The sequence below is a fragment of the Candidatus Formimonas warabiya genome (genome assembly GCF_002777255.1).
In the GTDB taxonomy this organism is placed as follows: Bacteria; Bacillota; Dehalobacteriia; order Dehalobacteriales; family Dehalobacteriaceae; genus Formimonas; species Formimonas warabiya.
The window spans coordinates 4998357-5019210 of record NZ_CP017634.1 but is presented as its reverse complement, the minus strand read 5'-3'; the positions used below and the strand labels follow the sequence as shown (position 1 = coordinate 5019210).

The window sequence follows — 20854 nt, the reverse complement described above, 5'->3', positions numbered from 1 at the left end:
CAATCATTTGGAGGCTTTATGAAAAATAATAATGCGGGTGGCCTTTATGTTCAATATGAAAAAGGTGTAAATTATGATGTAAGACGGGGTAGCATCAATTTTGTTAAATGGATTCGAGGGAATATGGAATTCCCAATTCAATTAACAATTTTCTTAACAAATAATTATCAAATTACGACTAAACAAACAAAAGAATTGGTAAGTGCCGTTTTCTGGGGTCCTTATAGTTTAGAAGAAAAACCTTATATAAAGGTTGCAACAGGAGATTTCGAGGATTTGGTATGCCAAATGGGAAAATATAGTGCAATTGCAGCAACCCTAAATTCTATTACACACGAGTTGATTCATTATCAACAGTGGTTAATTAATCCACGATTTAAAAACGGAGAACGTGAGGCAAAAAAAAAGGCACGGGAAATTGTAATAAGTTATCTACAATTTCTTGAAGAAAAATTATTAATTAGAGTATCCGCCTTAAAATCAAAAAGAATTAAAAATGCTGAAGATGAGCTAATCAGCATTTTTGAAAAAGGAAACGAAAATATCCAAATATTGATAATTAAGGAATTCGCCAATTTTAATCAATCCGAAAAGGTAAAAACATTTCTTCTACAACAAGTAAAAAATAAAAACTATATAATCCGTTCTCAAGCTGTATTATCACTAAGTTATTTTGAAGGGGATTCCGAAATAAACGAGATTTGTGTTAATTGTTTAAATGATGATAATAGTTTGGTGAGAATTCGTGCAGCAGAGGTATTGCGGGATATAGGAAATAAAAATTCGATACCTCATCTTATTAATGCGCTTGGTGATAAGGATGAGTTAGTAAGGGGATATGCAGCGGTTTCATTGGGAATCCTTGGTGATAGTGATATTGTAGATATATTAAAAAACATGTTAAAGAATGAAAAACGTAATGCAGCAAAACTTAGGGTCTATATTGGTTTATTTTATCTAGGACAAACAGAGTTTTTTGATCTAATACTTAAGCAACTTCATAGTCGTTCTTATTTAGTTAGAATGGCGGCTGCTTACTATCTTCCCGAAATAGTGGATAGAAGTAATCTTGATAAAATGAAAAAAAGTTTTTATAATGGTCTTCTTAAAGAAAAAAATGAAGAAGTGCGTAATCTAATCCTCAAAGGAATTGATTATTTGGAAAACATCAATTTTTAAGTAAAACACATGAATCAGGGGACAGCAGGCCGTGTGAAAAGTCATGCTAAACTCTAAGGTGTGGGCCTCTAAAACTGTCTATCATCCACAATAAATTACTTATTAATAGGGGAAACCGGTACTCATACCAGTATCGGTTTTCTTCTTTCCATCAACAATCCCAATATTTCTTTCGTTCCTAGAATATTTATGGCCCGTCTAAAGTTATAGGATAGAAATGATAACCCAATCTCTACAGTAACAGAAATTTTCCCTTTGGTGAGAAAATAATATGCGTCCCAACTTCGTTTTATCGTACCAAATGGGTGCTCAACAATCATTTGGCGGAGTTTGTATTTTTCCATGTTCATTTCGGTTGGTAAGTCAATGGTGTCAAAAAAATCCCGATCTACATGCCGGCATACAACTCTGCCTTTTTTGCTTTTTGTACATCTATTTTTAAATTCGCATTCTTTGCAGGCATCATAATTTCTGTATGAGTCAGGGGACGGTTCTCTGACTCACTACAAAATCCGTTGTAAGATTTCTGTCTAGCTCCAGCATCTCTGCCAGCTATCTAATAGAAAATTTGATTGTTGTTTTAAGTTAACGAATCAATTCATCTCTTTGATCTGATTCCGTTTTTTTAAAAAAGTCATTCAAATACTATTTAGTTTGGGGGTATCCATTAATATATTTTTCCGCATCATTTTTATTTCTGATACTCTTTTCTTCTCCCGACTCATAATTTTTGAGTTCTTGTATTCCGGGGTTCTGAATTTATGTCGAAGGGATAGGGTTTTGACGTAACTTATTTGGAATGCTCGGCAATGTCGGCAACTCTGTCCCCCCTGTCATTCTGCCAAATAATTGGCGCGTTTCTTACTTGAAACCTTAAGGATTGTTAAGATGATGGAGATGCCTGACACTGCACCACAGATAAAAAATCCCATACCCGGTCCCCCTTTTTCAATAATACTACCCGCAAACATATTACCGATGGGGGTCGTACCATAATTGGCAAGCGTGTATAAGCTCATTACCCGCCCTCTGAATTCTTCACTTGAATTAATTTGCATGGTCGAGTTTACAGTTGTATTAAAAATAAGAACGAAGAATCCAATAAGGAAGAAAGTGATCACGGCTAGTGGCAGATAATACATAAAGCATAAGGAGGCTAAGAGAAAAGAAATTATTAATCCAAGAGCAAATAAATTCTTAAGCTTTGGATTACCCCGGGCCTGGGTAGCAAACAGAGCTCCGACAAGCGAACCCGCACCATTAGAAGTCAATAGTACTCCGTACCCATTTGCACCAAGCTTAAAAACTTTATCTGCGTATACAGGTGCTGTGACATTGAAATTCATTATCAGAGTGCCCACTGCCAACATTGAAAAAATTGCACCGAGTAGAGCGGCGGATTGGCGAATGTGATTCAATCCTTCTCCAATTTCAGTAAGGATCTTTTTTTCGGTTCTCTTGATCAGGAACGGTTTGGCCCTAATCAAATAAAGACTAATGATCATCGGAAAAAAACTAATACAGTCTAAAAAGAACACAAATTCTATTCTAAACCTGTCCATTAATAAAACCGCTATGGCTGGGCCCAGCATTCGAGCAGTATTGAATATAGTTGAATTAAGTCCGATCGCACTTCGAAGGTCGTTTTTTTCAACCAGCTCTCTTACGAATGCATTTTTCGAAGTTTGATCAAAACTCTGAAATATACCTCTAAATGCAGCTAAGATTAAGACATACGAATACCGAACATGTCCAGACCAGACTAAAATTGTTAAAACCAGTGTTTGTAACAAATACCCATACTGTATAATCAAGATTATTTTTTTAGTTGGGTAACGATCAATTATTACACCCGCAAACAAAGACAAGCACATAATAGGCCCATATTGAGCAACCCCCAGCAAGCCCATTAGTAGAGCAGATTTAGTAAGCGTATAAATAAGCCATTGCAAGGCAGTAATTTGCATAAAATTCCCTATTAACGAAATGGATTGACCCAACCAATAATTACGAAAATTATGGTACTTCATTGCCGGGAATTTATTACTAAGTATATGCATAAAAGCATTTGTATAACTCATATTAACCCACGCCTCCCCTTTTTGTTAAGAAAGTACTAACATAGATTCCCCTGAAAAAGTACCTTTTGGCTAAAAATACGGCCAGTACTCTTGGGTAATTTGTTCGAGCCGGGAATGTCAACAACCACCCCGTCCCTCTGACATATAAAGTATTGAATATTATTGTGCCAGCGACAAAGACAGTATCCTTTTCAACGATCCCCTTGTCTTATGTGTATACAAGTATCCATAAGATTATTAGTTTGCGGGCTTTTAGATAAATCTAAGGGTGCTGGGTATGATACCACAAAGAACATGTTACCATGGTGGTCCTTGAAGCTATTCTCTTTTATATTCTTATTTCCTGCCCATCTTTTAATCCTTTAACAAAATTAGACTGTAACTTAATCGAAAAAGTGAGTCAGAGAACCGTCCCCTGACTCACTGAATTGGTGTTGGAGACTAAGAGACCGAGACTTGTTTGGTGTAGGCTGACCGACCGCTCTATGTACCATCAACTTCAAAATAAAAAGCCTTTGACTTATATCTTTAGCCTTTTGACCAATGCGTATTATATATGTATAATATAATCAAGAGGTGGGGAAATGAAACGGAAAGATTTAATAAAAAGCTAACTGAAAACGGATGGTGGCTATTAAGGGAAGGCGCAAACCATGACATATACACCAACGGATCTAAAAGCGAACCGATTCCTCGCCATCGAGAAATAAGCGAAATGTTAGCAAAGGCAATTATCAAACGGCAGGGGCTAATATAAAAGCCCTCTGCTGGCTCTTTAAATATATGGAGGTGTGACAATTGAAAAAAGCTTATCCTGTCATATTAACCCCTTGCGAACTTGGATATGTTGTTTCTGTCCCTGATCTTGAAATTAATACCCAGGGTACAGATATTGCAAATGCTATTGAAATGGCTCGGGATGCTATTGGTTTGTGGGGTATATGTGAAGAAGATATGGGGCGTTCTATCCCGGAACCTTCTCTTCAATTACCCGAACATGCATCAAATGAAATCGTTACCCTGGTAGATATTGACTTTGATGCTTACCGTAAGGCCAACGATAATAGAACTATCCGTAAAAATCTCACTTTACCAAGTTGGCTAAACGATCAGGCTGAAAAAGCAGGTATTAATTTTTCCCAAACTCTTCAAACAGCCTTAAAAAAACAGCTTAATATTGTGAACCATCCCCGTAGTAATTTGAAAAAGCAGCCCTAATGACTGCTTTTTTGAGACTATCCCAAAGTTTGCATGAGGCAGTGAGTCAGGGAACCGTCCCCTGACTCACTCATGTCAGAATCACTTAAAAAATATTCCGGGGAAAAGTTTCATATTCAAAAGAACATCAAATCCCAGGTGGAGTATTAACGGTACCGCGATAGCGGTCACTATCGACCGCAACAGCTTCTCACGTGCCAGGAAAATCATGAAGGTAATAATGGAAAGACCTGTGGCCACAACAATACCGACCAGATAATAAGCAACAACGGTTCCAATTAACCAAACTAAAACCGAAACTAATGATAACTTGTTAGGAATTTCCTTAGGAGTGACGTCTTGATCAATCTCATCATCCTCCTTTTCATTCTCCTCCTTAGTGGGCAGCGCTGATGATTTGTCAACATTAGCGAACACGCCCCCAGGATCGAGAACCATGCCCCATTCCTTTTTCCATAAAGCCAAAATTTTTAAAATACAGATAACAATCGACAGGGCTAAGATAATTAATGGAAAAACAAACGAATGAATCTGCTCCCCTATTGACATGAAGGTCAGGAAAATAAACAATGCCAGCAGCATAAGATGAAATATGATTGCATTCCTGTTTTCCATCATTAATCCCCTCCTTGCTCTTGACCGGCAATAGTCTTTCCTGTTCTCATCCTTTTAATTGCAATACTAATATAGGGCCAGAAAAAGGCAACAATGGTAACAATCAAAAGGAACAAAGAAATCGGGCGGTTAAAGAAAACCATAAAATTTCCCCGACCCATTTGAAGCGACTGGAAAAAAGATTTTTCCATCACACTACCGAGAATATAACCCATAACCGCCGCGGCAACAGGTATCTTGTAACTTTTCATCGCGTAACCGATGAAACCGATCACTAAAGTAATCAGCACGTCCTCCATCCTTTTATTGTAGGTATAGCTCCCGATCAGGCTAACCGCCAGAATGATCGGTACTAAATAGGAGGGACGAACCCGGGTGATCAAGGCCAGTTGAGGTGAAGCCAGACAAGAAATTATGCTGCCAAAAATATGGGAAATAACTAATGACCAGACCATAACCCAGACTACGTCAAGATGCCTCGTGATCATCTCCGGACCTGGAGTAATCCCATGAAGCATTAATACGGGCAGCAATAAGGCTGTCATCTCGCTTCCCGGAATACCTAAAGACAGGGTCGGTATCAGGGCCCCGCCCCCCACTGCATTTTTCCCGCTCTCCGGTCCAATTACACCGCGGATATCTCCCTTTCCAAACATAGACTTATCCTTAGCACTCTGCACCGCATGGGCGTAAGTCAGGAAAGCCCCTACCACACCGCCGTGACCAGGTACGGCGCCCAGAACCGTTCCCATCGCGCTGCATCGTAATAAGAGACCCAAATGATGAAAAGGTGCCTTCACCCCCGTAAGCATTTGGTTGAAAGAGCCTTTCAGTTTCACCTTTATTTCCGCGATAGGGCTGCCTTCCAGAGCCATGTCCATCACTGCTGAAACGGCGAATAACCCAATAAAAGCACAAGTCATGGGGATCCCATCCCAAAGACCCATTATCCCAAATGTAAAACGCTCCCCTCCTACCACCGGGTTAAAGCCCACGTAGCTCATCATCAGCCCAATGCATACAGCCAATAAACCGCTTAATATCGAGCGTCCGGCCAAAGAACCGACGATGGAAAGACCCAATAGCGCAATCATAAAATATTCCGGCGGACCAAGAAGCAGCACGATTTTGCGCATCACGGGCAAGGAGATCATCAATACCAAAGCACCGAACATGCCGCCATAAGCGGAAGCTGCCGCCATCGCCCCAATAGCTTCAGCCGCACGCCCTTTCTTTGCTAGGGGGAAGCCGTCAAAAACCGTGGGGGTGTTTACTCCCGCACCGGGAATGCCGATTAAGATGGTGTGCACTGAGCCGCCGCACATTGACGCCCCTATGATCGATACCATGATCACCATGGCCTGGCTGGCGCCCATATGGTAGGTTAAAGGAATCAGTAAGATCATGGCATTAACCCCGGTTAGTCCGGGTACCAGGCTTAGAATTATGCCTAACATGCTGCCTTCCAACATGTAAAGAAGAGAGTCAGGTTGAAACAAGATCGCTAACCCTGACCATGCACTTTCCAGCAATATTATCAACTCCTCCATTAAGAAATCGGAGACAATCCAGGATTCTGCCAAAAAAGATTTCCTTAAGGGGGCAGTCCCGGCACGAATTTATCTAGGACTGCCCCTCCATATTTATCAAGGGAAAACCGATAAAATCAATAACTTGCTTTACTTCATAAGAGGCAAAATAAGATCCTTATACTTGTCGGCTACCTGTAAGCGAATGTCCATATTCTTTTGTACATCCTCAGGCGATGCATAGAAGACCGGCAGGCTTGCTGTCTTGGCCTTGTCCAGGAAATCGGGATTTTCTATTGCTTTCTTCAACGCGTCACGTAATACTTTGGCCACGTTGTCAGGCGTACCGGGAGATGATACGAGAATCCGCGTCATACCGATAGCGTTACTAATATCTTCCGCCCCAGAAATGTTTTGCTCCTTCATCGTGGGGGCATCCGTAACATATTTGCCCCGTTCCAAACTGGTAATGGCGATACCCTTTAAATCACCAGACTTTACTAAAGACAGCGCAGTACTTTCCGTTACCAGCTCAGCCTCTGCTTCTCCCTTAACTACGCCCAGCAAGGCCTGGCTAGTTCCCTCATAATGCAAGAAATCAATATTTAAATTTATGCCGTTATCTTTCAAAATCGATTGCGTTACCAAGGGATCTAAATGGCCGGAAGCACCTTGCCCCTCAGTGGCAAACAAGATCGGTTGCTGTTTAGAACGTTCAACTAAGTCATTAATGTTGTTGAAAGGTGATTTAGCGGAAACAACCAGTACGTCCGGATCATTGTTCATTTGACCAAGTTGGACGAATTTGCCAAGATCGAACTGGCCGCTGCTAAGCTGCTGGTAAGGTGACGCCGCAGTACCAATAACCCCTAAGGTTTTGCCATCTCCGGGTGCCCGGAACATTTCGCTGTACCCCAATACACCGCCGGCGCCAGTAATATTTTCCACAAGAACCGTGACGGATCCCCCACCAATTGCTTCGTTAATGGCATCCTGAAAATAGGGCTGAATCAGCCGGGCTAAACGATCATATCCACCGCCGGCAGAAAACGGCACGATAACCTTGATGACGTCGTCGGCTTTATAAGCCGGGGTCCCCGCCGCATTCGAGCCTTCGCCTGGAGGATTCTGCCCCTCTTTAGCGCCACATCCGGCTAAGGCCACCATTAAGAACATAACCAATAACGTTGTGACAAATAAATACTTTTTCATCCAATCCGCCTCCTTAATTTAATCAACCTAGGGCACTGTTAACTTTAAACCTCTAATGCATAAAATGGTAATCCACGTAATGGACCTATTCATTCTGGAAAAGCGTTGGATTTTCAATCGGTGTGTGTGCCGCCCGGATACATCTTAGTACCAGATCCCGGCGTAACTGCACTTCTCCTTCGGCCGATTTTTTCGGATCACCCGTAGGATTAGTAATGGCCACTCCCTGAACAATACGTGGCGTACCAATATTGCGTGCCACATCAGGCAAAGCAGTAATGATCACTGCCGGAATCCCCTCCCTTTCAATTTCTTTGGCAAGCGTTGCGCCGCAACGCGTCCCGGTCCCTCAGGTAGAGGTTACAATCACCATATTCACGCCTTCTTGCAGCAGGTCATGGGCTATCTCCGACCCGAACTTGGTGGCCCGGGCAATGGGCGCAGCCATCCCGGTCGTCACATAATAGTGCTGACAAACTTCCCCAATCACCCCCTCCCGCACCAGTGTAGCAACCGCATCCAAAGGTACTACTCGGTTGGGATCAGCATTAACAAATCTGACATCATATCCGCCATGCAAAGAATAGTGCTTATTGGCCACATATTTTTCACCGGGGATAGGATACTTCAACCACTTGGTGGCCCGGGAGCTTTCCAGATGATCCGGATTGCCTTCAGGAACCAGCCCCGACTCGGTCACCAGAGCCAAACGGATCTTACCCCCTGTTTCCAGGGGAGCAGCCGCAGTAACCTGATCATACTGAGGCAAAGGAATTTCTGTCATAAAAGAATGTTTGTTCATTTTGGCCAGCAGCATATTCACTGCGCGCACGGCCCCAGATTCTGTCCGAAGCGTATTTAAACGGTACCCGCGCGGAAGATAGCCCTCCTCCTGCGCTGCTCCCGGCGATTGTCCGCAAGCTAATTTTGCCGCTAACCTTGCCACCTTAGGCAAGACTCTCCCCATTCTGGCTACCCTGTCTGACGCCGATATGATGTATGCCAATCCTTTCGCCTCTTGGACCCCGGGATTCTCCGGCTCCATCGATGTGACACAGGGGATTCTCAATTTGGAAACGACCGCCCGGCAAAGATACCCGCAGGATAAACCATACCGCCCGGAAGCAAAAGCCGGACCGGCGATGACCACATCCGGGTGATGGGCTTCGATCAACGGCAAGAGCTCCTGAACCGTCGCTTCCGGATTGGTGGAAAAATAGTTGTCTCCACAGATCACAGTCGCTACTATTTTCCCCTGTCCTTGCCATAGCCTGTCCAGACTAAGTCCCGGTCCCACGCACCCTTCTCTGATCGCCGGAGACATGTCTGCCTGATCCTCGCCTCCAATTCCTGCAAAAAACTGATTGAGGTAGTGTACTACCCGGAAATTTTCCACGGCCTTTTTCCTCCTTTCAAAAAGCTTGGGCTCCGTTACGCCAGGCCCCCATTTCATTAGTAGCGCCACAAATATCACGCAAGGGAACTTTGATTTCACCCGCAGCAAGTATTTTACCTTCCAACAAGGTACCTCCCACAACCTGATCTACCGGAGGCAACTCTATGATTTCTTCCCTGTTCCCCACACTAACGATGGCGTCTGCCTCCGGGACAAAATCAATAAATCCCGGGTCATTCCCATTGGTATCAGACATTTCATTTAATAATATCACTGTGTGCAGGCCACGTTTTTCACACTCCTGACAGGTTAGCATGGTATCAATATGGGCATTGCCTGCTCCTTCCGTGGTGACGATCACGCCTTCAACTTCGGAGGCATCTGCTATTTCGGCCGCTAAGCCGGCCATGCGCAGTTTACTGTCCCGGGATTGGCTGTACCCGCGCGTAAGGATGACCCCACGAAGGGCGACTTCATCTGCACGGGCCAGCAAGGATTCTAAAAGCATATTTTGTTGATAAAGACAGGTATAATTTCGTTGACTGGCATAGGTAAAATTATTGGCTACTACCATTCCGTCAGCCAGTTTCTCATACCGGGTCAGCAATGGCAGCATCCCGGTAACAGAGTGCCCGGCGATGTAAGTATCATGAAGAGGCCCTTCTCCCCCCAGCTGCATCACTACTCCAACTCCGGGAAGGTTGGGGCTTATCACCCTGCTGTCCAATACCTGCTGCCGTGCCGGAATCTCCCTCAGGGTGATGCCGGCTAAAACTGTCGCCGCCCGGAAGCCGGCAAGGTTAATACTTTGAGCCAGGTCTTCATCTCCCAGGCCATCCAGAAATTCCAGCTTTAAAACAAACAAGTGACTTCCGGCAAAAGGAGATAAATCTGCCCCCGGGCAACCCATATCAATAATCCCCTCTTTAGGGGTAAATAGAGGATTGGCCCCCTCAACCTGAGCACAGGAAGCCACCAATAACCCCTCTAAGACGTTTGTCACTCCTTGGCCTCCACTGTTGGACGGTGCCAAAAAGCCCGGAAAACAGGGACTGCCGTCTGCCTTGACCCGAGGCTGAATCACGTCCAATACATGGATCACACGGGTAGATTCGCCCGGATGAACCAAGTCGAAACAAACCTGCTTTACATGAGCATCCTTCATAATCTGGGTGCGTACATCATCCAGGTTTATGTCCAGACGACCGTCGGTCCACCCGGCCTTTTCCCCTATAGCCACTTCTTTTACCGGAAAAAAATTCAGCCGTAAACTCATGTTCTTCACCTCCGTTGTTTTTTGCATACTTGTATACATAGTTGATAATAAATTAGAGGTATTCCTTTTGCTTAAGAATTTCCAAAGCTTTTTCCTTATCTTCCGGAGCGACCATCACAATTGGACCGGTACAGCCCATGCCGCTTTCCGCATAGATGTTAGCCCTCCACAAAACGGATACCGCATCTTCCAGCTGCATCACCTCAACTCCGGGGATAGCATCCGCTACCGGTTTCTTGGGCGGAGCGACGGCTTCCCTTTCTGCCTCTTCTTTTTTCGGCACCGCAGAAGAACGCAAGGACTTTATGATCGGATCCCAACCGGCTTTCCTGGCTAAAGCAAATTCCGCCTTTACCTTTTCCGGCAGTTTTCCCCGGGCACAGTCGGCCGCAAATCGAATGGCGCCGGCAATTACCGGTGCCCCCGAGGCGCGGGAAATAATGCAGATGATCCGGTCATAATCTTCGCTTACTCCGGGACCATAGCCGTAACCGGCAGACTCGTAACTCCCCCCGCTTGTATAGGCGGAAAAAACTTTCATCAGCACATTGCCGGTTAGGCTGTCATGAACCATAATGTCGGGAACACCCATCAAAAGGTCATTGCCTCTCATGACCACTCCGCCGTCCGCCCGGGCGGATTCGGCAAGGTGAAGAGGATATCCCCCTTCCTGAAGTTTTTTTAATGCCCTTTCCGCCTGTCTTGCTCCATCAATATTCAAGATTCCCACCGTAGGACAGCTCTTTCCGCAGGCTTTGGCGACGGCAATCCCGTAAATGGTATTTCGCATCATGGCGGGCACCCGTTCGGTAGCAGAGGTACCCGTGGTGGTGGCGAGAAACATCTCCCGGCCTTTGGCAGGGGTTACTACTCTGCCTACCGTAGAGACACCAATGGGAAAATTGTAATGCATGGTTACAGCAGAATCTAAGGTCCCCTTGAGAAGCATTTCATCCATTTTGGCGTGTGCCTCTTTTTCGTCTCCTGCCTCTACTATTTCCAGCTGATTTTCCGCGCCGCCGCCGATCACCACAACCTCTATATCCGGATTCTGCCTTTGCGCCAGCTCAGCTCCCTCGACCAGTTCTTTAGGCCCGTGCTCACTGCCGAGAATGGTCAGCCCTACTCGTATTTTTTTACCAAAGGACCCTGTTTCCAGAGCGTCGGCTACTTCTTCAAATACCTCAGCTATTGCTTCTCTGGTCTGGTTTACGCCCATGGTTTCACCCCCTCCGGGAATTGCTCTGATTCTTTTTACTCGGTTCTAAATGCTTGGGCAAAATCCCGCATGGCTTCCCCAATCAGGGCTCTGACTTCTTCTTTGTTAAAGCCGGTTTCCTGGGATACCCCGCTGTTCTTTTCTATCAAAAAGGACACGCCGTCAAATAGGTTGGTCAGTCTGCCCAGGAAGAGGCTTCCCTTACCGATCATCATCGCTCTGGTTATTTTCCCGGTCAAGATCATATCCCGGGCATGACCGATAAAGGGGACGCCGGAAGGAATATGGCCCTGGGTGGGAGCAAAACCCGGCATGCCAAAACGTGCAACCGCCTGAAGAAGATTTGCTTTGTCCAATTCTCCCCGTTTCACAGCCAGGGCGCCGATCATCTTGTAATTCGCCAGGGGAACGTCTCCTGCCCCGGCAGGTTCGGTAATCTCCGGATTCTGCATTTCCGGGCAATAATAGTCCACCTGAGGAATCTTATACCCTAGCTTGTCTAAAGGATCCGCCACAATGGCCGTCATCACCGCCTGGGGTGAAGCGCCGGAACCAATTTGATGGCGTCCTACAGCGTCGGTGCGGATGACCGGACTGACGCCGTCATTTTCCGTGATATGAACGGCAAATGCACCCAGCATATCTTCCAAAACCGGCATCCCTTTTTTCACATGGTCCTTGGAATTCATGCCTAGCTTAGCAGAAGCGCCCCCGGCCAAAACGACAACATTTTTATAAACGCCTGATTGGGCCAAAGCTGCAGCCTCAACCAAAGCATGGGCCGGACCGGCACAAAAACTTCGGGTATCAGAACCGGTAGCGTGAATACATCCGCACATTTCTCCGATCGCCTTGGCAAAATTGCCCCCGCCTCTTTGATTCATATCGCCGCAGGCTTCTTCTGAACACTCGATAATATATTCCACCTCTTCCGCCTGCAATTCGGTTTTGGCGAGAAGAAGTTTTAAAGCAAATACGGCGGAAGCTTTACAGACGAGATTTTCAAACATCACCTGGCCGGATAAGGCTTCATCAAATTCATGGGCTTTCTTCACACATCCCACAAGCCTTCCCTTAAAATACATGGGCTGCGCCAAATAGCCCTCTACCAGTTTGCTTATTTTCTCAGCGTGGCCAGGATTCTTGGATAATTTATCGAGATCTTTCATGCCCCCCAAGATGGGGTGGCCGGTGATCTTTTCTTGGACAGCTGCTTGGAACTGTTCTTCCAAAACCACCAGATCAAAGACATCAACAATTTTCATGAGCCCGAGAAATTCATCCTCCGGCATAATTTCCCCATACTTCCCCTCTCGGGAGGCACCGGCAACAGGTGCCCGGTACCAGGGACGGGAAATATCTTTTAAATCATCAGGGGCCATGTTGCCGATATAGACTTGATTGGGCGCATAACTGACGGCATCCTGAAAACTTCTCAGGTATTCCGGTAATTTCCCTAAATGCTCGGACACCGGATTTTTTCGCCGTTCCGACGTTTGCGTTGTACCGTGGTGTATCAGCATATCGGTAGCCTGTATTAAAGCATATGCGGCACCTTTGACAACCGGAAAACACATGAAATCTCCTCCCCTAGCTAACCCCGATAGGTCTTCACTTCATTGATGATTTCATCTACATCCAGAACCATTTCCATCATGCTGATCTGTTCATCGTAAACTTTCGGGTCAACTTCCTCTTTCAGTTCAAACATATGATAAGCTTTGAGTCCCAACGAGACTCCGGATAAGGGACCCGCAAAGGTAGGATCGCCGGTAGATACGGTTTCCGCGGCGAGACCGGAAGCCTCCGCTTCCGCTCCGCCAAGCACAACAATCAAGTCCTCGTTACCGTACTTTTCCGTTAAATCTTTAATCCTTGCCTGATTTTCCAGGTCCATTGCTCCAGCCGCCGTTCAGACAAAGCATTCTGTGGTTGAGAATACTACCTCTGCCCCGGCAGATTTCACGCATTCTTCGATGGCCGGTCCGGGAATGCCGTCACGATCGCCAAGAATGGCCACCTTTTTTCCTTGCAGCATTGTGCCTACCCCCTTCGTTTTGATTCTATCTTTGTCTCCTGTTTAGAAAAAGCTGCACCAGTCTTTATCCCAACTCATCCAATTTTTCCTGTACATCTTCAATAGCGAAATCCTTAACCAATTCGGCAATCTTTTCTCCATTTTTGTAAAATGCGATGGTGGGCAAACCTAAAACCTTTTGACTGATCGCAAGCCTTTTGTTACTGGCGGTATCCAAACTGCAGAATTTTGCCTTGCCTGCATTTTTTTCTGCCAACTGATGGACGCTGGGCATTAATGCCTTGCATGGTTCACATTTTTCACTCCAAAAATCAACCATTACCAAACTCTGTGCTTTTAGTACCTCTTCCGCAAAATTTTCCTTTGTGACTTCAATCATCGTATTCACCTACTTATCAAGTCTTTACTGATCTATTTTATATTTTACAGCTTTACGTAAATACCGCCATAGCTATACCAACCAAAGTATTTTGTTAATTGGTCACAAAAAGCGCATAAAAATAATAAAGAAATTTTGTAAAATAGCAAGAAGGATTAAAGAAATTTATCTTGAAAATTGTTTTAGCTGGGAGAGTCGTAATTTCCTTCCAGTTGACGGTACCATAAATATTCTGGCGCAAAGGACTAAGTCCTGCATAAATGGCCAGGGGGCGTGTATGGATGATGGATGAGGGTGATGCGGAATGAACGATGATAAAAAGGAACGAATCATTCAAATCGCTAAAAAAGGAGCAAACCTGTTTGAAATTTGCCGGGTTGTCGCTGACCAACTGGGCGGGGAAATATTCATCCTAAATTCCCATTTTCAATTGTTGGCTTCCAGTAAACCTGATCGTATGCAAGGTGAGAATTTGCCATGGGATTATCAGGAATTATGGCAGGAAGGTGTTCTTTCTTCTCTGCATTACCGGGATGAACCGGTTCATATTTCCAGGCATAACGATCATCTGGTATTGTTACCGATCACTGCGCATACCGGGAGAATGGAAGGAGTGCTGTGTGCCCTTCTTCATCCGCCATTGCATCCATGTACACAATCAACATTGGATTTACTCAAATTAGTCGCACTGATTTTATCCCTTAGGTGGGGCTGGGAAAAAGAAACGATATTGGTCAAACAAAAACGGAACACTGAAGTCATGAGACAGTTGATTTTCGGTCAGATTTCCCGAGAAGAAATCCTCCACCTTGAGCGAGAGGGATTAACTATCCCAAAAACAGGCGCCATCATTATTGTTCATCTGATTTACGACAATAATGGCGGCAAAATGGGAAAGGAAGATCTATCATCCGTCGAAAACAGTTGGATCAACTTTGCTTTACAATGCATTTCAAATAGCACCAGTTACGCTCAGGCATTCGCTTTTGAAAACCATAATGAGCTGGTGATCTTGATTGACGGGAATAAAGCACAGGCACTTGCGGAAGATTTGTTTACCGCTGTTCAGAAAAAAATGCCGGGCTATTGTTTTATCGTAGGTGTGGGCGGCATAAAAACGGACCTTTCATACTTCTATGAAAGTTACCTGGAAGCCCATTTGGCCATCGATAATAATTTTCAACTGGTGCGTAACCAAAGTGGTGTTTACCATTGTGAAAGCCTAGGAGCCTATAAGGTGTTAGGCCAAATACCGAAAAATCAAGAGATACAGGAATATATTGATCAATATCTAGGATCCGTAATACTGCATGATAAGGAAAAGGGGCCCTCGTTAATGCCTACCTTATACAGTTTTTTCCGTTGTGACTGTAATATTAACCGGGTTGCAGACAATCTGTTTTTGCACCGGAATACCGTAAAATACCGGCTGGGTAAAGTAGAGGAGCTAACCAAACTCAGCCTGGATAAAACGGAAGATCTCTTTAACCTACTTTTGGCACTGAAACTGCACCGTTTCATGACTAGTGGATTCCCTGCTTTTCTTGATTATTAATCTTCTTCATTTTGTCCCCAATAGACAAAACACTTTGTCTATCGCTCCATGGCGCTATTTTCGCGAAAATGTAAAATTAATGATGGGGGATCATTTATGAAGCTTTCTTTGCAAAAGATCCATGTTAACCGTGTGGAATTCGGAAAGCATTTTTCGGTTGAGCACGGACTGCTGACGATAAACATGGAAAAACTAAAGAATGAACTACTAAAAGACTGCCATCTAAAATCACTGGAAATCAATATCGTGCATCCCGGAGATTGTTGCCGGGTGATCAATGTTTTGGATGTGATTGAGCCCACTTGGAAACCCGACATGCTGGGGTTATTCCCCAATTTATTGGGGGAGAAAAACGGGGTGGGTATGGGCACTACGATAAAATTGTCCGGCATGTGCATTGTTACCTGCTGCAATCTGCCCTTTGAAGTTCAGGAGGCAATCATTGATTATTCGACGTCACTTCTGGGATTTTCACTTTTTAGTTCATTATGCGGCATCATCATAGAAATCACCCCAGACACGGGGTATCCTAAACCCGATATCATAAAAAGTCTGCAGTTGGCGGGACTTAAGAGCGCAGCATTAATAGCGGAATGGACCCATTCTTCATCCTACCCGGACTCCCATCAAATTTACCAAATTAATAAGGTGGCTCATTACTTACCTGGGGCAATAGGTATCCTGGAACTAGCAGGCGGGGGCAGACTATCCGGTGATTTACTCTATGGCCAGACAGTTGAGGAAGATATTTGCACGATCCACCCCAATGAACTTGTGGATGGCGCTATCGTAAGCGGCCTGATCAGGGATTCCGCAAACCGGAACACGACCTATTTTTACCAAAATAACCCCCTTGTCAACGCATTGATGGAAGCCCATGGCCAGATGGTCAGCTTTAATGGTTTAATTCTCCTTACGGAAAAAAGTTCTTGTCAATTGCGGTCGATTGAAGACGAATGTCTGGTTCTCGTACAAATGCTTCAGCTGCTAAATGCTACGGGAGCGATCATTTGCGGAGGGCGTAATAAGCTCGCAGTAAAGAGAATGTGCGTTTTACATGATAAATGTAATGCGCTCGGTATCAAGGTAGTGATGATGCCTGCTAATGGAGAACAATGCGCCGAAATGGGACGGCGGCAGCAGGTCAAAGAGTTTGACAATCTAATTAGCATCGGCAATGGGGAGGAAGAAATCATCCTGCCGGAGGTCAAGCGGGTCTATGGCGGTAAATATATCAGAGGCAATAACGCCATGAACGAAGTTAAAGTGCCTATACAGACGATGGTAGGCAGTATTAATCCGTGCGGTGGAGGGGTGATCCGAGCGAATGGCTAGATACCAAAATCCTGTCCGTATCGTTCATTATTTAAACCAATTCTTCGGCGGCATGGGTGGAGAGGAAATGGCGGACCTAAAGCCACAAGTAAAGAATGAGCCCATTGGACCGTCCAAAAAAATTCAGGAATTATTGGGAACCGACTACAAAATAGTGGCAACCATCATGGCAGGTGACAATTACTTTGTTGAACATAAGGATTTGGCCCTGCAAAAAGTGATGGCGTTTGTCAAAAAGATGAACCCGGATATTTTTATCGCCGGCCCTTGTTTATGTATGGGGCGCTATGGCTTAGCCTGTGCCTGGATATGCAGCCGGGTATCCCGGGAACTGGGCATTCCTACGGTATTAAGTATGTCCCCCCACAATCCGGCCTTTTCTATTCTACCGCCTGATATCTATTTTGTCCCTGCTGGTGAAACAATCAGAGATATGAAAAATGATGTCCGTCAATTTAGCAAAATGATAGACAAATTAAGGCAAGGGCAGAGAGGGATCATTGACACTGACGGGGCTTTTTTAACCGGCAAAAGGGGTAATACCCTGGTTAGCGCCAATGGGGCGACGAGAGCTGTGCAGATGCTGGTCCGGATTCTTCATGACGAAGAGGCTGGCTCTGAAATACCCATTGCCAAAAACAATGGGATCCGATCTGCCCCTCCTATCGCAGATTTGTCTACTGCCCGCATTGCTCTCGTTACCGAGGGAGGAATCGTGCCCTTAGGCAACCCGAACAGGTTGCGCTCGGCCAGAGAAACCCGTTGGTTCCGTTATGATTTACCCCTGGTTGAAGGAGAAATGGCAAGATTTCAGTGCATCCATGGCGGTTTTGATACCAATTACGCGACCATTGATTTTAACCGGATACTCCCGGTAGATACGCTGATTGGCATGGAGAAAAGTGGGGGCATTGGCCGGTTGGTACCGTGGTATTTTGTTACCTGCGGCAATCTGGTTTCCGTAAAAGATTCGAAACAAATGGGATCAGAGATTGTACGGTTTTTAATTCAAGACCAAGTTGACGGGGTTTTTCTTACCAGTACATGAGGGACAGGAACACGTTGCGGAGCAACAATGGCCAAGGTGTTTGAGTCGGCAGGAATTCCCACTGTGGTTCTCACCCCTTTAGTTGACTTAGCCATGCAATTTGGCGCCTATCGTATCGTCCGTGGCTTGACGGTAACAAGTCCTCTCGGAGATCCTGAAGTATCGGCAGAAAAAGAGAAGACGGGCAGGCAGGCTTTAGTGGTTAAGGCTCTGACAGCCTTAACCAAGCATATTACCGTACCGATGAGTTACTAAGAACGTTTATCATGGATTCAACTCAGATCTCTAAAAATGTGATATGAGGAGTGAAAAAAATGCTTTCAGGAAAAAAAGTTGCTGTCCTGGGTGACCAGAACGGCATCAGCGGTCAGGCCATTGAAGCTTGTGTCAAAGCGGCCGGGGGTGAGGTTGTCTTTTCCTCAACCGAATGTTTCCTTTGAATAACCGGCGGGGCAATGGACCTGAGGAATCAGGCGCGCGTCAAAGAATCTGCCGAGAAATACGGCAATCGGGACCTGATCGTCATACTGGGCGGAGCGGAGGCAGATGTTTGCGGCATTGCCGTCGAGACCGTATCCACCGGCGATCCCTCCTACGCCGGTCCATTGTCAGAAATCCCGTTGGGACTAAAGGCTTATCACATCTTTGAACTAAAGGATGAAATCCCTCCCGAAGTGTACGAAGAACATATCGGCTTCATGGAGACGGTATTCCCCGTAGAGGACATCATCAAGGAATGCCGGGCCTACCGGAGCCCCTGATCGAGGCAGTTTGGGAGTCAGACTAAGATATATTCTATTTAATAAAGATTCTGTTAAGATATACCTGATAATTTTATCATTTCAAGCTGCAAATAAAATAGCAAGGGTGGTAAAACATGTCTGAGATTTACGACATCATTATTGTTGGTGGAGGGCCGGCCGGTTTAGCTGCAGGTATATACGGGTCCCGGTCACGTTTAAAAACCGCAATTCTGCAAAAGGGAAAACCGGGCGGGCAGGCCGCTACTACGCAGGACCTGGAAAACTACCCCGGGTTTTCCAGGGGGACAACGGGTCCGGCATTAATGGAAGCAATGGCGGAACATGCCAAAAGTTTTGGCACGGAAATCATCAGAGAAGAAGTTGTGGATCTGGATTTGGGCGGCGAGATCAAAATATTTAAAGCAAAAAGCGGCCACCAGTACCGGGCCAGAATTGCTATTTTGGCGCCGGGTGCGGAACCCAGAACTTTAAATATTAAAGGAGAAAGAGCATTCAGGGGCAAGGGAGTGTCCTATTGCGCCACTTGTGACGCCGATTTTTTTGAGGAACTGGATGTAGCCGTTGTAGGGAACGGCGACGCCGCAGTGGAAGAAGCCATATACCTGACTAAATTCGCGTCAACCGTGACGATTATTGTGATTCATGACGAAGGGATTTTAGATTGCAACAAAGCCAGTGCCGAAGTTGCCTTTGCTCATCCGAAAATTAAATGGGTGTGGAATTCCGTGCTGGATGAGATTAAGGGAGACGGCCTGGTGGAAAGCGTGATGATCAAGAACATCAAAACAGGCGAGATTTCCGAAAGGGAAACCAACGGCGTCTTCTTCTTTGTGGGAACGGTGCCTAAAACCGAAATGCTCAAAGGAAAAGTGAAACTTAATGAGCAGGGATATATGATTACCAACGATCTGATGGAAACCTCGGTGCCGGGGGTTTATGGGGCGGGAGATGCCCGAATGAAGTATCTGCGCCAGGTAATTACCGCCGCCAGTGACGGGGCGATTGCCGCCGTTGCCGCAGAAAAATACTTGGCGGAAGAAGAAGGTTTTCAGGAAAGCGTGCTGGCTGTTCAAGAACCGGTTTTGGTTGCCTTTTGGACTCCCCAGATAGAAGCCAGTATTGAAGCGGTTTTCACATTGGAGAAAATCGTTTCAAAAACAGATGGTAAAGTAAAACTGGTTAAAATTGATACCTATCGCAACCAAAGAGTGGCGAAAAGATATGGTGTTACCACGATACCCAGTGTGGTGATTTTTAAACAAGGCGAAGTGATAGAAAAATTCTCCGGCTGTTGCTGCGAAAAAGAACTATGGGAAAAGGTGAATAGGATGATATCGTGAAAAACAGGGGCGGAACGAAATTGGATTTTCGGTCCGCCCCTAATTTTTTAACCTTTTCTAAGGATCCTTCTCTTAATCTTCCCCGCGGGGCCCGAGAGAAGGGGCATTGGGTATCCCCGTCCACCGGTGGATCATGTTATGCTCTACGCCCAACTGGTCCAACACACGGGCCACCAAATGATCGACAATTTCACCTACGGTAACCGGCTTTTGGTAGAGCGCCGGCATGGGCGGTATAATCGCCGTGCCCACCTCCGCTAAGGTGAGGAGGTTACGCAGGTGAATCACATGAAGAGGGGTTTCCCGGGGCACCAGGATCAATTTTCGTTTTTCTTTCATGGTCACGTCGGCGGCCCGGTGAATTAAATTATCTGTGAAGCCGTGAGCCAGGGCGGCTACTGTCTTCATGCTGGCCGGGATAATCACCATGCCGTCATGACGGAAAGAACCGCTGGATATGGCTGCGCCCATATCTTGATTCGGGTAAACATAGTTTGCCAAACCATAAACTTGGTCCAGGCTGTATTCGGTTTCTTGTTTAATCGTCACTTCCGCCCATGCACTTACCACTAAATGGGTCTCAATGCTTAAGGCCTTACAGGCCTCCAGCATGCGGATGCCATAAATTGCCCCTGATGCCCCTGATAAGCCAACCACTATTTTCATGCGG

General features: G+C 45.5%; 18 protein-coding genes and 1 pseudogene. 7 read left to right on the top strand and 12 right to left on the bottom strand.

The genetic code is table 11. The annotated features are described in order from the left end of the window. Positions 1-18 precede the first annotated feature (18 nt). The gene (locus tag DCMF_RS22880; RefSeq protein ID WP_148136569.1) at positions 19-1179 is read left to right on the top strand and encodes a HEAT repeat domain-containing protein; all 1161 of its coding nucleotides are present in this window, start codon (positions 19-21) and stop codon (positions 1177-1179) included. A gap of 122 nt (positions 1180-1301) precedes the next feature. Here DCMF_RS22880 and DCMF_RS30550 read toward each other — a convergent pair. Both DCMF_RS30550 and DCMF_RS22870 read right to left on the bottom strand, forming a co-directional pair. After that, positions 1302-1634, bottom strand: a pseudogene (locus tag DCMF_RS30550) (transposase); the annotation flags it as partial. A 378-nt stretch (positions 1635-2012) separates the two neighbouring features. After that, entirely contained in the window at positions 2013-3260 is a 1248-nt protein-coding gene (locus DCMF_RS22870) for an MFS transporter (RefSeq protein WP_236860095.1), read from the bottom strand. Between the two features lie 798 nt (positions 3261-4058). On the opposite strand from DCMF_RS22870, the gene DCMF_RS22860 reads away from it, so the two are divergent. After that, entirely contained in the window at positions 4059-4478 is a 420-nt protein-coding gene (locus DCMF_RS22860) for a type II toxin-antitoxin system HicB family antitoxin (protein ID WP_148136568.1), read from the top strand. 81 nt (positions 4479-4559) lie between these two features. Here the strand turns inward: DCMF_RS22860 and DCMF_RS22855 are convergent, their stop codons facing one another. The 9 genes from DCMF_RS22855 to trxA form a co-directional block, all read right to left on the bottom strand. After that, the gene (locus DCMF_RS22855; RefSeq protein WP_148136567.1) at positions 4560-5096 is read right to left on the bottom strand and encodes a tripartite tricarboxylate transporter TctB family protein; all 537 of its coding nucleotides are present in this window, start codon (positions 5094-5096) and stop codon (positions 4560-4562) included. Next, on the bottom strand, positions 5096-6625 hold the full coding sequence (locus DCMF_RS22850) for a tripartite tricarboxylate transporter permease (RefSeq protein WP_214658831.1): 1530 nt from the start codon (positions 6623-6625) through the stop codon (positions 5096-5098). The genes DCMF_RS22855 and DCMF_RS22850 overlap by 1 nt, the downstream gene beginning before the upstream one ends. Before the next feature lie 147 nt (positions 6626-6772). Beyond that, positions 6773-7834 (bottom strand): tripartite tricarboxylate transporter substrate binding protein, encoded by a 1062-nt coding sequence (locus tag DCMF_RS22845; protein ID WP_148136565.1) that lies wholly within the window; start codon positions 7832-7834, stop codon positions 6773-6775. An 85-nt stretch (positions 7835-7919) separates the two neighbouring features. After that, a complete protein-coding gene (locus DCMF_RS22835) occupies positions 7920-9230 on the bottom strand; it encodes a glycine/betaine/sarcosine/D-proline family reductase selenoprotein B (protein WP_418219610.1) in 1311 nt (436 codons plus the stop codon). A gap of 16 nt (positions 9231-9246) precedes the next feature. Beyond that, complete coding sequence (locus DCMF_RS22830; protein ID WP_214658829.1) at positions 9247-10506, bottom strand: glycine/sarcosine/betaine reductase component B subunit; 1260 nt, start codon at positions 10504-10506, stop codon at positions 9247-9249. A 52-nt stretch (positions 10507-10558) separates the two neighbouring features. Further along, the gene (grdD, locus tag DCMF_RS22825) at positions 10559-11725 is read right to left on the bottom strand and encodes a glycine/sarcosine/betaine reductase complex component C subunit alpha (RefSeq protein ID WP_148136561.1); all 1167 of its coding nucleotides are present in this window, start codon (positions 11723-11725) and stop codon (positions 10559-10561) included. A 35-nt stretch (positions 11726-11760) separates the two neighbouring features. Continuing rightward, entirely contained in the window at positions 11761-13302 is a 1542-nt protein-coding gene (gene grdC, locus DCMF_RS22820) for a glycine/sarcosine/betaine reductase complex component C subunit beta (RefSeq protein WP_148136560.1), read from the bottom strand. A 17-nt stretch (positions 13303-13319) separates the two neighbouring features. Then, a complete protein-coding gene (grdA, locus tag DCMF_RS22815; RefSeq protein ID WP_148136559.1) occupies positions 13320-13763 on the bottom strand; it encodes a glycine/sarcosine/betaine reductase complex selenoprotein A in 444 nt (147 codons plus the stop codon). Positions 13764-13827: 64 nt separating this feature from the next. Continuing rightward, the gene (trxA, locus tag DCMF_RS22810) at positions 13828-14142 is read right to left on the bottom strand and encodes a thioredoxin TrxA (protein ID WP_148136558.1); all 315 of its coding nucleotides are present in this window, start codon (positions 14140-14142) and stop codon (positions 13828-13830) included. A gap of 304 nt (positions 14143-14446) precedes the next feature. Here trxA and DCMF_RS22805 point away from each other — a divergent pair, with 304 nt between their 5' ends. The 5 genes from DCMF_RS22805 to trxB all read left to right on the top strand — a co-directional run bounded on the left by DCMF_RS22805 (position 14447) and on the right by trxB (position 20184). Next, on the top strand, positions 14447-15697 hold the full coding sequence (locus DCMF_RS22805; RefSeq protein ID WP_148136557.1) for a PucR family transcriptional regulator: 1251 nt from the start codon (positions 14447-14449) through the stop codon (positions 15695-15697). Positions 15698-15793: 96 nt separating this feature from the next. Next, complete coding sequence (locus DCMF_RS22800; protein WP_214658828.1) at positions 15794-17032, top strand: glycine/sarcosine/betaine reductase component B subunit; 1239 nt, start codon at positions 15794-15796, stop codon at positions 17030-17032. After that, on the top strand, positions 17025-18335 hold the full coding sequence (locus DCMF_RS22795; protein ID WP_257790931.1) for a glycine/betaine/sarcosine/D-proline family reductase selenoprotein B: 1311 nt from the start codon (positions 17025-17027) through the stop codon (positions 18333-18335). The genes DCMF_RS22800 and DCMF_RS22795 overlap by 8 nt, the downstream gene beginning before the upstream one ends. Positions 18336-18394: 59 nt before the next feature. After that, positions 18395-18841 carry a glycine/sarcosine/betaine reductase complex selenoprotein A gene (gene grdA / locus DCMF_RS22785; protein ID WP_148136553.1) on the top strand — a complete coding sequence of 149 codons (447 nt, stop codon included), beginning with the start codon at positions 18395-18397 and terminating at the stop codon, positions 18839-18841. A 116-nt stretch (positions 18842-18957) separates the two neighbouring features. Further along, the gene (gene trxB / locus DCMF_RS22780; protein WP_148136552.1) at positions 18958-20184 is read left to right on the top strand and encodes a thioredoxin-disulfide reductase; all 1227 of its coding nucleotides are present in this window, start codon (positions 18958-18960) and stop codon (positions 20182-20184) included. Between the two features lie 72 nt (positions 20185-20256). Here trxB and DCMF_RS22775 read toward each other — a convergent pair whose 3' ends face one another. Next, positions 20257-20850, bottom strand: coding sequence for a UbiX family flavin prenyltransferase (locus DCMF_RS22775; RefSeq protein WP_148136551.1), 594 nt, complete (start codon positions 20848-20850; stop codon positions 20257-20259). Positions 20851-20854 lie beyond the last annotated feature (4 nt).